Annotated in this window: 16 protein-coding genes, 2 tRNA genes and 1 other RNA gene; 6 read left to right on the forward strand and 13 right to left on the reverse strand. The window is 71.6% G+C overall.

Annotated features, from left to right (window positions below; all coding sequences use genetic code 11):
* Positions 1–81: 81 nt before the first annotated feature.
* An RNA gene (gene ffs, locus O7634_RS08075) (signal recognition particle sRNA small type) lies at positions 82–171 on the reverse strand.
* 82 nt (positions 172–253) lie between these two features.
* Here ffs and O7634_RS08080 point away from each other — a divergent pair.
* Positions 254–338: transfer RNA gene (locus O7634_RS08080), tRNA-Ser, on the forward strand.
* Between the two features lie 71 nt (positions 339–409).
* Here O7634_RS08080 and O7634_RS08085 read toward each other — a convergent pair.
* The 6 genes from O7634_RS08085 to O7634_RS08110 form a co-directional block, all read right to left on the reverse strand.
* Positions 410–1,072: a pentapeptide repeat-containing protein gene (locus tag O7634_RS08085; protein WP_278149517.1), complete on the reverse strand. Its 663-nt coding sequence runs from the start codon at positions 1,070–1,072 to the stop codon at positions 410–412.
* Complete coding sequence (locus tag O7634_RS08090) at positions 1,069–1,770, reverse strand: hypothetical protein (protein WP_278149518.1); 702 nt, start codon at positions 1,768–1,770, stop codon at positions 1,069–1,071. The genes O7634_RS08085 and O7634_RS08090 overlap by 4 nt, the downstream gene beginning before the upstream one ends.
* Positions 1,771–1,779: 9 nt before the next feature.
* Entirely contained in the window at positions 1,780–2,481 is a 702-nt protein-coding gene (locus O7634_RS08095; RefSeq protein ID WP_278149519.1) for a hypothetical protein, read from the reverse strand.
* A complete protein-coding gene (locus tag O7634_RS08100) occupies positions 2,478–2,801 on the reverse strand; it encodes a type VII secretion target (RefSeq protein ID WP_278149520.1) in 324 nt (107 codons plus the stop codon). Before O7634_RS08100 ends, O7634_RS08095 begins: the two co-directional genes overlap by 4 nt.
* Positions 2,802–2,805: 4 nt before the next feature.
* Positions 2,806–3,240, reverse strand: coding sequence for a YbaB/EbfC family nucleoid-associated protein (locus O7634_RS08105; RefSeq protein ID WP_278149521.1), 435 nt, complete (start codon positions 3,238–3,240; stop codon positions 2,806–2,808).
* Positions 3,241–3,663: 423 nt separating this feature from the next.
* Positions 3,664–3,906, reverse strand: a complete 243-nt coding sequence (locus O7634_RS08110) for a flavin reductase (protein ID WP_278149522.1) — start codon at positions 3,904–3,906, stop codon at positions 3,664–3,666.
* A 198-nt stretch (positions 3,907–4,104) separates the two neighbouring features.
* Between O7634_RS08110 and O7634_RS08115 the strand changes: the two genes are divergently transcribed.
* Together O7634_RS08115 and O7634_RS08120 are read left to right on the forward strand one after the other, a co-directional pair.
* Complete coding sequence (locus O7634_RS08115; protein ID WP_278149523.1) at positions 4,105–4,872, forward strand: helix-turn-helix transcriptional regulator; 768 nt, start codon at positions 4,105–4,107, stop codon at positions 4,870–4,872.
* Complete coding sequence (locus tag O7634_RS08120) at positions 4,863–5,054, forward strand: DUF397 domain-containing protein (RefSeq protein ID WP_278149524.1); 192 nt, start codon at positions 4,863–4,865, stop codon at positions 5,052–5,054. Before O7634_RS08115 ends, O7634_RS08120 begins: the two co-directional genes overlap by 10 nt.
* 588 nt (positions 5,055–5,642) lie before the next feature.
* Here O7634_RS08120 and O7634_RS08125 read toward each other — a convergent pair.
* Positions 5,643–6,842 (reverse strand): IS110 family transposase, encoded by a 1,200-nt coding sequence (locus O7634_RS08125; protein ID WP_278149525.1) that lies wholly within the window; start codon positions 6,840–6,842, stop codon positions 5,643–5,645.
* Positions 6,843–7,216: 374 nt separating this feature from the next.
* Between O7634_RS08125 and O7634_RS08130 the strand changes: the two genes are divergently transcribed.
* Both O7634_RS08130 and O7634_RS08135 read left to right on the forward strand, forming a co-directional pair.
* Positions 7,217–7,771, forward strand: coding sequence for a hypothetical protein (locus O7634_RS08130; RefSeq protein ID WP_278149526.1), 555 nt, complete (start codon positions 7,217–7,219; stop codon positions 7,769–7,771).
* 92 nt (positions 7,772–7,863) lie between these two features.
* Positions 7,864–8,358, forward strand: a complete 495-nt coding sequence (locus O7634_RS08135; protein WP_278149527.1) for a hypothetical protein — start codon at positions 7,864–7,866, stop codon at positions 8,356–8,358.
* Positions 8,359–8,478: 120 nt separating this feature from the next.
* Here O7634_RS08135 and O7634_RS08140 read toward each other — a convergent pair.
* Positions 8,479–8,565, reverse strand: a tRNA-Ser gene (locus O7634_RS08140).
* Between the two features lie 75 nt (positions 8,566–8,640).
* Here O7634_RS08140 and deoD point away from each other — a divergent pair.
* Positions 8,641–9,348, forward strand: a complete 708-nt coding sequence (gene deoD / locus O7634_RS08145) for a purine-nucleoside phosphorylase (protein WP_278149528.1) — start codon at positions 8,641–8,643, stop codon at positions 9,346–9,348.
* 77 nt (positions 9,349–9,425) lie between these two features.
* Here deoD and O7634_RS08150 read toward each other — a convergent pair whose 3' ends face one another.
* Genes O7634_RS08150 through O7634_RS08165 form a run of 4 tightly spaced genes read right to left on the reverse strand, consistent with a single transcriptional unit; the run spans position 9,426 to position 12,962 of the window.
* Entirely contained in the window at positions 9,426–10,628 is a 1,203-nt protein-coding gene (locus O7634_RS08150; RefSeq protein ID WP_278153905.1) for an ABC transporter permease, read from the reverse strand.
* A 32-nt stretch (positions 10,629–10,660) separates the two neighbouring features.
* The gene (locus tag O7634_RS08155) at positions 10,661–11,362 is read right to left on the reverse strand and encodes an ABC transporter ATP-binding protein (RefSeq protein ID WP_278149529.1); all 702 of its coding nucleotides are present in this window, start codon (positions 11,360–11,362) and stop codon (positions 10,661–10,663) included.
* Positions 11,359–12,441: a peptidoglycan-binding protein gene (locus O7634_RS08160; RefSeq protein ID WP_278149530.1), complete on the reverse strand. Its 1,083-nt coding sequence runs from the start codon at positions 12,439–12,441 to the stop codon at positions 11,359–11,361. The genes O7634_RS08155 and O7634_RS08160 overlap by 4 nt, the downstream gene beginning before the upstream one ends.
* On the reverse strand, positions 12,438–12,962 hold the full coding sequence (locus O7634_RS08165) for a hypothetical protein (protein ID WP_278149531.1): 525 nt from the start codon (positions 12,960–12,962) through the stop codon (positions 12,438–12,440). The genes O7634_RS08160 and O7634_RS08165 overlap by 4 nt, the downstream gene beginning before the upstream one ends.
* Between the last annotated feature and the right edge of the window lie 167 nt (positions 12,963–13,129).

Raw genomic sequence — 13,129 nt, forward strand, 5'->3', positions numbered from 1 at the left:
TTCGTGAGAACCGGGGCATCCGCGCGCCCGGGAAGCCCCGACATCAGGGGAAGACGAGTGGATCAACCGGCCCACAGACAGAAAGGCCTCCCGTGCACCCGGCAGAGCTCGCTTATCCTTGCTGCCTTCCGGCCCTGGGGAGGTTCACGAGATACCGCCGCACGGGAGGTGCCGCCAAGCCTACCCGACCGCCGGTCGATCTTCGGGGGGTGGTGGGGTGGCCCGGCCGAGCGGGGCCTGTATCCTGGCTCGCGGAGGATTCGCCTAGAGGCCTAGGGCGCACGCTTGGAAAGCGTGTTGGGTTAACACCCTCACGAGTTCGAATCTCGTATCCTCCGCTCGCCTGAGCAGCACGAACGACAGGGCCGGCCCCGAAACGGGGACCGGCCCTGAGTCGTCTGCGCGGGGGTCAGCCGACCACCTGGACGGCCTCCGCGCCCCGCGCCGAGAACCACGCCTCCAGCTCGGCGCCACCCACCGACCGGGTCGCCTCCTCGTCGACGAACACCGGCCCGACGACAGCGCCCTTGGCGCCCTCGAACTGGCAGCCGGCCATGCGGGCGTCGGTCAGCACCGTCGGCATTGTGGTGCTGCCCAGCGTGCACCAGCGCAGGCTGGCCAGCTCGAGGTTCGCGCCGCGCAGATCGGTCCGGTAGAGCTTCGCGGAGTTGAGGATGGCGTGACGGAGATCCGCCCCGGCCAGAACGGCGTCGTCGAGCTGCACCGCGAACAGTCGCGCCGAACGGAAAACCGCCCGCTCGGCCGCGCAACCGACCAATTCCGCCTTGGCCAGGTCGGCGAAGGAGAAATCCGCTCCCGGCACCTCGGCGTTGCTCAGGTTGGCGTCGCCGAGGTTGGCCTCCTCGAATCGCACGCCGGGCAACTGGGAATTGGCGAGATAGGCGCCGGCCAGGTCGAGCCGGCTGAGGTCCGCCCCGCGAAAATCGAGAAAATCACCCGACAGGTACGCCCCGGGGGACGCGTCGGCGAACCACTCCTCCAGCGCTTCCCGCGCGTCCGGGCTGTCCGGCCAGCGGAGCACGTCGCCGCTGGTCCGCTTGTACTTACTCATTTGTCGAACACCACCTTGCCGTCCCACTCCGGTCGACCAGCGACCCGCGCCCTGAGATCGGCCAACGCGCTCGGCGACAGGCTGCGGGTGTTGAGAATGACGTTCTGGCCACCGGCGACCTCGTCGGCGAGTTTCTGCTCGAACTCCTCGCCATCGTAACGACCCTTCATTCCCTCGGGCATGGGCTCACCGGCCCGCCGCCCGGCGGGGAACAGATCGTTCGGCGACTTGACGTCCCAGTTGTCCCCGTTGGCATCGAAGAACTCGCCCTGGTCCTTCTGGAAGGCCGGATCCGAGTTGTCGAGTTCGGCCCGACGAATCGGTCCGGGAATCTTTCCGTCGGCCTCCGCCGCGAGCCCGACCTCGGCCTCGATCCGGGACTTCGCGCTGATGGCACCGTTGTGGGCCGGGTCGGCGGCCAGCTCTTCCAGTCGCCGGTCGTACTCCGGGGTGCCGGGCTTCGGGCTCTGGTAGCCGTCGTCCCCGCCGGGCGGGCGGCCCGGCGCGTCACCGGAGTCACCACCGGGCCGGCCGAGCTTCAGCTCTCCGGAGGCGAAGTCCTGTCCGCCCGTGACGGTGTCGGGCACCTCGTTGGAGCTGCGGCGTCGCTGACCCGGGATGTCGCCGTCACCGTCACCGGGGCGCGGCGGCGTCTCGCCGTCGCCGTGCCCACCGGGGGGCGTCTTGGGTTTCGCCATCGTCGGGGCCTAGCCGTTCAGCAACTTGGTGAGATTGGTCAGGCTCGCGATCAGCGCGGCGACGTAGGTGAGGATGCGCCCCGCCCACTTGACCACGGCCGCGACGATCTGCGTGGCGATCACCGGAATCGTGACCACGAAGATCGCCTCGACGGCCCACACGATGACGCGCGCCACCAGGTCGGCGATGAGGTCGCGGACGATGTCCCGGGTGAACGCCACCAGGTTCCCGGCCGCCTGGGTCGCGGCGGCCATCGCGGCGGAGACGCCGCTCAGCGAGTCGATCCCGGTGACGTTGTGCGCCATCAACGCCTGGTACGCGGTGGCGGCCCGCCCCTGCCACCCCGGCAGGTCTACAGCGAGGTGCGACTTCAGGTCGGCGGCCATGCTCTCCAGCTCGGCGGCCATGTTGTTCCAGGTGGCCGCGTGCGCGGTGACCCGGTCCGGCATGCCGGTGAGCTGGTCCAGGATCTCGCGCAGCGGCTCGAAGTATTCCATCGCCCAGCCCAGCCCGTTCGCGAGCAGGGCGCTGAACGGGTCCATGACCGTCGCGACGGCCTCGACGCCGAACGCCGCGCCGGCGAGCAGGTCGTCGACCCAGCCCTCGCTGCGGATGGCGTCGACCAGACCCTGGAAGCTGTCCGCGGCCGCCGCGCCGGTCCAGGGCTTGCGGGTCGAGTGGACGTCCGCGATGAGCGAGGCGTCGGTCATGACGCGTCCAGTTGACTGCCGACCTTGCGGATCGTGTTGTCGGACTCCAGGTCGGCGTTGTCGTAGTTGTCGGCGGTGGTGCCGAGGCCCTCCACCACCAGGGCCAGGTTCTCCTCGGCGTAGGCGATCAGCTCGTCCTGCCGGGTGTGTCGACCCTCGAGCACCCCGGCGATCCACCCACACAGCAGCCCGTACGCCGCGTCGTCCTGGGTGATGTGCGCGCTGGCCGCCTTGACCGCGGCGAACCGGGCGCGCAGCGCTTCGATGTTGCGGGCGTGCTGACGGATCTGGTCGGCGTCGACCTCGAAGCCGCCGCTCACCCGGTCACCACCGGCCGGGCTGCTCGTCCGGGCCGCCCACCGCCGGATCGTCCCGCAGGCGTTGCCCGATGCGCTCGGCCATCGCCTGGCCGGTCGGCGAGTCGGGTCCTAACGTGTCGCCGATGATCTCCTGGGCCCTGTCGGCCAGTTGCCGCTTGGCCAGGGCGATCGTGCTCATGATCGTCCTGGCGACGACATCGGGTGCCACCCGCTGGATGCGCTGGCCGAGCTGTAGGTCGACAAGCGCGCCGGTGGAGTCGACGGTCACCTCGGCCAGCCCGTTGCCGTCGGCGACGGTGACCCGCAGATCCCGCATCCGGTCACTCATCGCGTCGGTAGCGGTCGCCAACTGGTCGAGGCGACCCTTCCACTCGGCGAGCCGATCCATCGCGCCGCCCGGGTCCAGCAACCCACCCGCGTGTGGAACCTCGGCTGTCACGTGTCCCCTCGGCCGGTCAGGGTGATCATGCCTGGCTGAGGGGAGGTTAACACGAGCGACCTTCCGAGATGGTCCACCTCAGACGGTGCCGGCGGTGGGCGTCGACGCCGACCGGGACATGCTCGTCGGGACGCGATGGTCGCTTCGCTTCGCCGAACGCCGCCGCGACATCGACGTGGCGTTCCGACACCCCTGAATCGACGTGGCGTTCCGACACCCCTGACCGGTCGGGTGCCGCGTCCCTTCCAACCCGCCTGTAGAGCTGCCCCGAATATGGGGCGCGGGCGACCGTTCTGCCTCGGAAGCACCGGTGCGGCGAGGCACGGGACGGGCGGCGGCGAGGCACGGGACGGGCGGCGACGAGACAGGGGACGGGCGGCCACGAGGCACGGGACCGGCGGCGGCGAGACAGGGGACGGGCGGTCAGCCTCGGGCTCGGGTCCAGGCGAGGAAGCGTTCGGCCAGTCGGACCGGGTCGACGGTGGTGAGGTGTTCGCCGGCCTCGGCCAGGAGGGTCGCCAGGTAGACGGCCAACGCCACCCGATCGTGCCGGTACTCCCCGAGCAGGCGCAGTTTCGCCGCCGAACAGGGCCAGGCGATGCCGCACGCCGCGCAGCGCCAGGTGGGACGGGTCGGGCGGTGGTCCCGGTGCCGGCGGCGGGGCATGGCAGGTCTCCTTCAGCGCTGGACGGGCGCCGTCCCGCCTCCCCGTCGGGACGACGCCCGGACTGACGTCGACCGCCGGGCTTCTGCGCCTCCACCGGTCACGCCGTCTTCTGTGGATAACACTCGGCCGCGTTACCGGGCAGATACACCGCGTAACGATATGGTTCTCGGATATCCAGGACATCCGATGGAGGGGTCATGAACGACGCACTCCGGGTGGCGCTGAGCGACACCGGGCACACCACCGAATCCCTCGCCGAGGTCGTCGGCGTCGACCCGAAGACCGTGGGGCGATGGCTGAGCGAGGGGCGCATCCCGCATCCTCGGCACCGACTGGCGGCGGCGGAAGCCCTCCACAAGGACGTGTCGGACATCTGGCCGGACACTTCAAGACGTCGTGACCCCATCTGGTTCCGTCCCTGGCAGGAGATCGAGCGGGAGGCGGTGTCGCTGCGCTCATATGAGTCGACCGTCCTGCCGGGGTTGCTCCAGACCGAGGCGTACGCCCGTGCGGTGTTGAGCGGCGCGGGCCTGATCCCCCGTGGTGAGATCGAGCGGCATCTCACGGTCCGGCTCGGCCGGCAGGGCGTGCTCAAGCGGGACGACCCTCCGCAGTTCACGGCGGTCGTCGACGAGGCGGTCATCCGTCGCCCCGTGGGCGGCGGGCCGACCATGCGCGAGCAACTGCTGGCGGTGGCGGCGGCGTGCGCCGAGCCGCACATCCGGGTGCACGTCGTGCCCGCCACTGTCGGGGCTTATGCCGGCTTGAACGGGCCGTTCGTGATCGCGCACAGCCACGACCACCGGGCCGCCGGCTATCTGGACAACCAACTCCAGGGACAAGTGGCTAGCGACCCGGAGGACATCGCGGCCATGATGGCGGCGTGGGAGAACGTGCGCGGGGAGGCGCTGTCCCACCGGCAGTCGGTCGATCTGATCACGGAGGTGGCGAACTCATGGAGCTGAACGGCGCCCGGTGGCGCAAGAGCAGCCGCAGCAGCGGCAACGGCGGCAACTGTGTCGAGGTCGCCGACAACCTGCCCGGCGTGGTGGCCGTCCGCGATTCCAAGGACCCGACCGGCCCGACGCTCACCTTCGCCCCGGCGGCCTGGCGCGCGTTCGTCGGTCAGGTCGCCCGGCCCGCCTGACCTGGCGAGACACTGCCGGCCGGACGGGTTCGACCACCGGCACGACCGGCGCGGTACCAACCGCCGCGACGCTGAAAGCCCGAGCCCGATCGCGAGCCCGAGCCCGAGCCCGATCGCGAGCCCGAGCGCGCCGCCCCGATCCCGAGCGCGCCGCCCGATCTCGAACGCGATGCCCCAACCATCACGCCTGGGCCCCAGCGGATGCTCGCTTCCCGCGCGGGGCCCTGCGCCCACGGAAGCCCCGAGGGCGGCTACGCCCCCACAGCGCGGCCCGCCCGATGAAATCTTGGACACTTTTCGTCCTGCGCGAACGGAAACTGTCCAAGATCTCCCGAGAACAGCGGCGATCTTGCACTTCATGTCGTGACAAACAGGAATTATGCCCCGAATCGACCTCCGCAAGTGCAAGATCGCGGGCAAGGGCGGGGGCGCGGGGCGCGGTAAGGGCACGGACGCGGGGCGCGGTTAGAGCGCGAGCGCGGGGGGCGGGGCGCGGTGAGAGCGCGACGCGGGGGGCGGGGCGCGGTGAGAGCGCGGGCGCGGGGCGCGGTGAGAGCGCGGGGCCGGGGGGTGTCCCTATGGGTTTCGTCAAGCGGGGACGGGGCTGGTGGGGCGTGGTTGGTAGGGGATCTTGTCGCGGAGCATGGCGAACAGGACGTCGCAGCGGCGTCGGGCGAGGCAGATGAGGGCGGCGTTGTGACGTTTGCCCTCGGCTCGTTTGCGGTCGTAGTAGGCGCGGCTGGTGGGGTCGGCGAGGGAGGCGAACGCGGCGAGGAAGAACGCGCGTTTGAGGTTTTTGTTGCCGCCTCGGGGTGGATGTTCGCCGCGGATGCTGCTTCCGGATCGTCGGGTGACGGGGGCGAGGCCGGCGTAGGCGGCGAGGTGGCCGGGCGTGGCGAAGGCGGTGCCGTCGCCGACTTCGAGCAGGATCCGGGCTGCGGTCCTGACGCCGATGCCGGGCATCGAGGTCAGGACCGGGGCAAGAGGGTGCGCATCAAGGATCCTCTCGACCTCGCCAGCGATTTGGTCGCGCTGGCGGAGAACGTCGCGGAGGCTGTCGGCGAGGCGGGGCAGGATCGTCTCCGCCGCTGTCGTGCCGGGGACCGTGACGGTCTGTTCGTCGAGGGCGGTCATGATCTGCTCGACGAGTCGTTCGCCCATGCGGGGTGCGTGGACGGCGGCGATCGAGAGGACTTTGCGGCGGCCGGCTTTGCGGAGTCCGGCGGGGCCGCCGCATCGTGACAGCAGTTCCAGGACCGCCTTGTGGTGCACTTTCGGGCCGAGAACGCGTTCCAGGGCGGGGTGGATCTGGGTGAGTAGGCCCCGGATGCGGTTGGATACTCGGGTGGCTTCGCCGGCGAGGTCGTCGTCGAAACCGACCAGGACTTCCAGTTCGGCCAGGGCCTCGTCGCCGACGTCGACCCGCCGCAGCGTGTGCGGCAGGGTGCGGGCCGCGTCGGCGATGACGTAGGCGTCGCGGGCGTCGGTCTTCGCCGCACCGGGGTGCAGGTCAGCGATGCGGCGCATCGCCAGGCCGGGCAGGTAGGCCACCTGATGCCCGCACGCCCGAGCCACCGCGACCGGCAGGGCGCCGATCGAGGCCGGTTGGTCGACTACGACCAGGACCCGGCCGTGGCGGCCGAGTTTGTCGAACAGCTGCCGCAACCTGGCCTCAGTGTTCGGCAACGGCGCGTCGTGCAGCCGCTTGCCGTCCGGAGCCAGTCCGACCGCGTGGTGACCTTCCTTGCCGACGTCCAACCCGAGGAACACGCCGTAGTCGCCGTGCACCCACGCCTCCTCACCCGCGTCGCTGCCTCGGCCGCTGGTCTAGGCGTCGGACTGCCGGCAGCCACGTTACGAAGAGACCTACCCCAACACGGGTGGCCGTGTCCCTATCAGCGGTCCACCGACGCCACCCGACCCGGCGACAACACCCCCCGGATCATCCGAACGACAGGGGCAGGAAGTCATACCGGGCCGGGCGACCGAGGAGTCCCCGGCTGGGGACGATCAAAAAGGTAACGGGCGGGCACGGCCGGGCGGGGGGTGGGGGGAGCACGCTTCGGGTGTTCCGGCGGTACGGTGCCAGGGCCGGCGGAACGGCGAGCCCGCACCCGTCGTACACATGTTCTATCCACAGGTTGTGGACGGCGGGGGATGCGATGGCTTACCAGCTCAGCGCGGTGGTTGCTGATGTCGAACTGCTGCGCGAGCACACCGCGGACCTCGACCACGCGGTCCTCGGCGAGCTGCGCCAGGATTTCGTGTTGCTGCCGGTCACCCCGCAACTGGTGGTGGAGCTGACCGGCGCGCTGCCGGACTACGCGCCGGACGACCCCAGCGCCGAGCAGCCCTTCGGGCTGGTGCTGTCGTCGGCGCTGGTGGAGATCCTCAGCCGGTGGTCGCAGGCGGGGCCGGTGGCGTACCTGGAGGCGGAGTTCGCGGGTGGCATCGGCTACCAGTCGGCGGCGGTGTGGCTGGGTGGGGCGCTGTCCTGGGGTCCGCGCTTCGACGACGAGTTGGACGCCCCGCGCGAGCAGTGGCCGATCAACGGCGCGCTGGTCCGGCTGGGCGTGGAGCCCGGGACGTGGATCGACCCGTTCGCCGAGTTGGGGTTGCACGTGGAGCGCAACACCGACGGCTGGTTGGCGCACGGGCGGCGTCGGCTCAGCGCCGACTACTGGGATGAGCTGGTCGAAGACTGGGAAAAGCAGTAATCCGGCCGACGGCAGCAACCTGAACGCTCCCGTTCCGTTGGGGACTGGGGGATTCCATGAAATTGCGACAATTTGCGTTTATTGCCACGCTGATGACGGCTGCCTCGATCGCCGGCAGCGGCGTACCGCCGACCGGGCACCTCCCGGACGGTCGGCCCGCCGGCAGCGTGGAGATCATCGACCTGAACGGCCTGCGCAACATCGAGTTCGGCGCCACCGAGGACGAGTTGACCGAACGGGGCATCCTGCGTACCGACCTGGACGCCTGCGGGCCGACGCTCGCCGGCCACGACGAGGTCAGCCCGGTCTTCGTGGAGGACAGGCTGGTGCTGCTCTGGGTCGGCGACCCGATGCGGACACCGGAGGGCATCACCGCCGGCTCACCGGTGGACGAGGTGTGGGACCGCTATCCGGAGGTGACCCGGCTGCACGCTCCACAGGGGACACACCGCCTGGACGGGCTGCTGGCCCGCAGCGGCGACCGCGCGTACCTGTTCCTGCACGACGGGCGCACGGTCCGGAAGACCATCGCCGGGTACGCGGACTGGGCCCGCCGCCTCTTCGACGAGGGCGCCGGACCGTGCTGAAACGCGGCTCCACGGCGCACGGGAGGACAAAGCGCACCAGAGGAGCACGACATACCCCGGCTCAAACGAAACGCCCGACCGATCCGTCAGGATCGACCGGGCGTTCTCGCTGTTCACGAGCGGTGGCGGCGGGATTTGAACCCGCGGAGGGCGTAAACCCTCACACGCTTTCGAGGCGTGCTCCTTAGGCCACTCGGACACGCCACCGCCGACGAGGGTACAGGACCCCTGGTTCGGACGCCGAACCGGTATCGCCCAGGCCGGCCTGGCAGGATCTTTGCCATGAGTACGCACATCGGCGCGAAGCCGGGCGAGATCGCCGAGCGGGTCCTGATGCCGGGCGACCCGCTGCGGGCCAAGTGGATCGCGGAGACCTACCTCGAGGGCGCCACCTGCTACTCGACGGTTCGGGGCATGCTGGGCTTCACCGGCCGCTGGAACGGCGTCGAGGTTTCCGTCCAGGGCTCCGGCATGGGCATGCCGTCGGCCTCCATCTACGCCCACGAGCTGATCAACGAGTACGGCGTGAAGACGCTGATCCGGGTCGGCTCCTGCGGCGCCCTCAGCACCGACCTGCGACTGCGCGACGTGGTGGCGGCGATCGGGTCGTCCACCGACTCGAACATGAACCGGATGCGGTTCGACGGGTTGATCGACTACGCCCCGGTGGCCGACTTCGGGCTGCTGCGTACCTCGGTCGAGGTGGCCGAGCGGCGCGGCATCGCCATGCACGTCGGGCCGATCCTGGCGGCGGACGCCTTCTACACCGACCGGCCGGACCTCTACGACACGCTCGCCGACTACGGCGTGCTGGCGGTGGAGATGGAGTCGGCGGCCCTCTACACGATCGCCGCCCGGTTCAAGGCCCGCGCGCTGACCGTGCTGACCGTCAGCGACCACATCAAGACCGGCGAGAAGACCACGTCGGAGGAGCGCGAGCAGACCTTCAGCCAGATGGTCGAGATCGCCCTGGACACGATCGTCGCCTGACCCGCCGTACCCGACCGCCCCGCCGTCCCTTCGGACGGCGGGGCGGCCCGCTGTCGAAGCGGAGCGGCCGACGACGGTCAGCCCAGCGCCTCGGTCGGGGCGAGGCGGGCGGCGCGGACCGCCGGGTACAGGCCCGCCAGGGCGCCGATCAGCACTGTCGCGCCGACGCCGCCGGCCATCGCCCAGACCGGCACCACCGTCGGCCACTGCCGCCAGAGGGCGTAGCCGGTGGTGACCAGGATGCCGAGCAGCACCCCGCCGGACCCGCCGAGCGCGGAGAGCAGCAGCGACTCGGCCAGGAACTGCGTCCGGACCTGTCCCCGGGTGGCGCCGAGGGACCGCCGCAGGCCGATCTCGGCCCGCCGTTCGAGCACCGAGATGACCATCGTGTTGGCCACCCCGACCCCGCCGACCAGCAGTGCCACAGCGCCCAACCCGAGCAGCAGCCCGGTGAACGCCTCGTCGGTCGCCGCCGCGGCGGCCAGCGCGTCCGACGGCCGGGAGACCCGCACCTCGTTCGGCGCCTCCGGGTTGGCGGTCGCGCCGAGCACGTCCCGGACCGCCTCCACCGAGGCTTCCCGGGACCTGGTGTAGACGGTGGTCGGGTGCCCGTCGAAGCCGAGGTACGCCGTCGCCGCCGGCCAGCCGACGAACGCCGAGCTGTCCAGCTCCGGGGCGAGCGGGGCCGGGGCGAGGATGCCGACCACTGTGAACCAGCGTCCGCCCAGGTGGACCTGTACGTCAGGTCCGGCCGCGCCGAGGCCGAGCCGTCGGGCGGCGGCGTCGCCGAGCACCACGGCCGGGTAGCGCTCGGTGGCCGCGTTCAGCCAGGTGCCGCTGCGCACCGTCGCGCCGACCGTGTCGAGCAGCCCGAGCTGGGCGGCCCGGGTGGCGATGCCACCCGTCTCGCCGGACGGGATGCGGTCACTGCGGTAGACCGGGGTGTCCGGCAGTTGGGCGGTCGCTGCCACGTCGGTGACCGGCGCGATCCGACCGATCATGGCGACCGACTCGACGGGCAGCTTCGCCTCGTCACCGAAGAGCGTGTTGCCGGGCGCCACGGTCAGCAGGTTGGTGCCCAACCGGTCCAGTGTGCGGTCCAGGTCGGCCCGGGACGACGACGAGATACCCACCACCGCGACCATCGCGGCGATGCCGATCGCGATGCCCAACGCGGACAGGAACGCCCGCAGCGGCCGGGTCCGCAGGCCCACCCCGCCGACCCGGAGCACGTCGCCGGCTCCCAGCCGGGCCGGAGTCAGCCGTGGCGGCGCGTCCACCGGCGCCGGTGGTAGCCGCGTGTCGGTCGCCATCAGCGCACCTCCTCGACGTACCCGCCGGCAGCCGTGTCGGCCACCACCCGGCCGTCACGCATCCGCACCTGCCGGGGCAGGGCGTCGGCGATCTCCCGGTCATGTGTGATCACCAGGACCGTGGTGCCGGCCGTGTGCAGGTCCCGCAGCAGACCGAGCACCGCCGCGCCGGCGACCGAGTCGAGGTTGCCGGTCGGCTCGTCGGCGAGCAGGACCGCCGGCTCGCCGACCACCGCACGGGCCACCGCCACCCGCTGTCGCTCGCCGCCGGACAGCTCGTGCGGGCGGTGGTCCAGCCGGTGCCCCAACCCGACCCGTTCCAACGCCGCCGCCGCGCGCCGCCGCCGCTCCCTTCGCGGTACGCCGGCGTAGAGCAGCCCGTCGGCCACGTTGTCCAGCACCGGCGTGCCGGCGGCCAGGTGGAACTGCTGGAAGACGAAACCGATCCGGCGGGCCCGCAGCGCGGAGAGCTGCCGGTCCGGCAGGGTCGCCACGTCGTACCCGTCGATCCGTACCCGGCCGGCGGAAGGGCGGTCCAGTGTGCCGATCAGGTTCAGCATCGTCGACTTGCCGGAACCCGACGGACCGACGATGGCCGCCAGCTCGCCGTACCCGATCCGTAACGAGACCCCCCGCAGCGCGGCGACCCCACCGGGGTAGGTCCGGCTCACCCCATCCAGCACGACGGCGTCACCGGTCACGCCGGCACCCCCACCGTCACGCCCTCGGTGATCTCGGGACCGGCGACCTCGACCCGGCCGGCGGCGAAGAGCCCGGTGGTCACCGCCACGATCCGACTCCGACCGCCGTCGACCACCTCGACCCCGTAACCGCCCTCGGCGAGCGCGAGCAGCGCCGCCACGGGCACGGTGAGCACGTCCGGGCGTTCGGCGGCGGTGAAGGTGACCTCCACGCTCGCCTGGTCGTACCCGGTCACCTTCGCCGGGTCGGTCAGCGAGACCGTCACCTCGATCTTCGTCTGGGCCTCGGCGGACTGACCGGTCGCGCCGGCCGACCCGGCCTCGATCACCGTCTGCACCGACTCGATCTTCCCGGTCAGCGGCTCACCGTCGGGCAGGGCGACGCGCACCGCGCCGCCCTTCTTCGCCAGCCGCTGGTCGTCCGCGTCCAGGTCCACGGTGACCAGCCGGCTGGTGCCGGTGTAGCTGAGCACCGCCTGACCGGGCTGCGCCAGGTCACCGGTCGCCATCTGGTGACCCTCCACCCGCACCGCCTCGTCGGCGTAGACGATCCGGCCCGGCTCCACCCGGCCCGTCTCCGGCAGCCCGAGATCCTCCTGCCACTCCCGGACGGCGTCGGCGGTGCTGCCGGTGTACTCGTCGTCGACGGTGAAGCCGTCATAGCCGAGCGCGCGCAGGTTCCGTTCGAACTGTGCGACGTCCTTGCCCTCCACGCCCGGTTCGAGCACCCGGTACGCCGGCAACGTGCCGTAGAGCAGCAGCACAGGGTCGTCGTCGACCGCGTAGAGCCGGCCGCCGCGCTTGACGACGGCACCCGTCTCCGGCAGGCCGGTGATCGTTCCGCCGAGCCGGGTGGTGGCGGTCCGGGTGCTGCCGTACCCCAGCTCCCCGTCCACCTCCTGCGCGTCGGTGAGCGTCTGGCGGGTGACGGTGGCGGTGCCCGGCGGGGTGGTGCCGGCCGCCGCCGTACCCCGGTCGGTGCCGCCGAAGCCGACCGCGGCCGCGACACCGGCCGCGGCGGCGACCACGACGGCGACGGTCAGCGCGACGGTCCGGAGCCGGATGCGGCGAGCGCTCACCGGTCGGCCCCGAGGATCTTCGGCGCGTACTGCCGGCACTTCTCCATCGCCGCCTTCACCGTCGGGTCCTTGATGTCCACCTGGTCGAGCCGCAACTGCAACCCGCCGTCCGCCGACGGGTCGGGGAACTCGGGTACGCCGTTCTCCCGCATGCACACGGCGAGTTGGCGCAGCCGCTCCACCTGCTCCGGGTCGAGCTTGAGCTTCTCCCCACCGTTGGGCAGGTACTGGCGGCACTTCTCCATGGCCGCCTGCACCTTCTGCGGGTCGGCGTTCTCGCCGAACCGGAACATCCGGTCACCGCCCGGCTCCGGGTCCGGCACCTCGACACCGTTCTCCCGCATGCACCCGCTGAATTTCAGCCGCCGTTCGTCGTCGCTGAGCTGGGCCGCCGGGCTGGCCGTCGCCGATTGCGTCCCACCGCCGCCGGCGGTCGCCACCGCCGGTTCGTCGCCCGCCGGGCCGCAGCCGACGACGGCAAACGCGAGCAGCAGCGGCAGCGCGAACAGTCCTCGTCGCATCGCACGCCTCTCTCCGGGCCCGGCGACACTCGCCGGGCACTGCGTACCGGCCGACGGGGCCGCCGGCCGGGACGCCCGGCGGAGACCGGCGGGCGTCCCGGTCAGTCGACGACAAGAGGCGTATCCCGGGCGTAACCACCAGCGTTAACGGCGGCGTTATCCGGGCC

The sequence above is a fragment of the Micromonospora sp. WMMD1120 genome (assembly GCF_029626235.1).
Lineage (GTDB): Bacteria > Actinomycetota > Actinomycetes > Mycobacteriales > Micromonosporaceae > Micromonospora.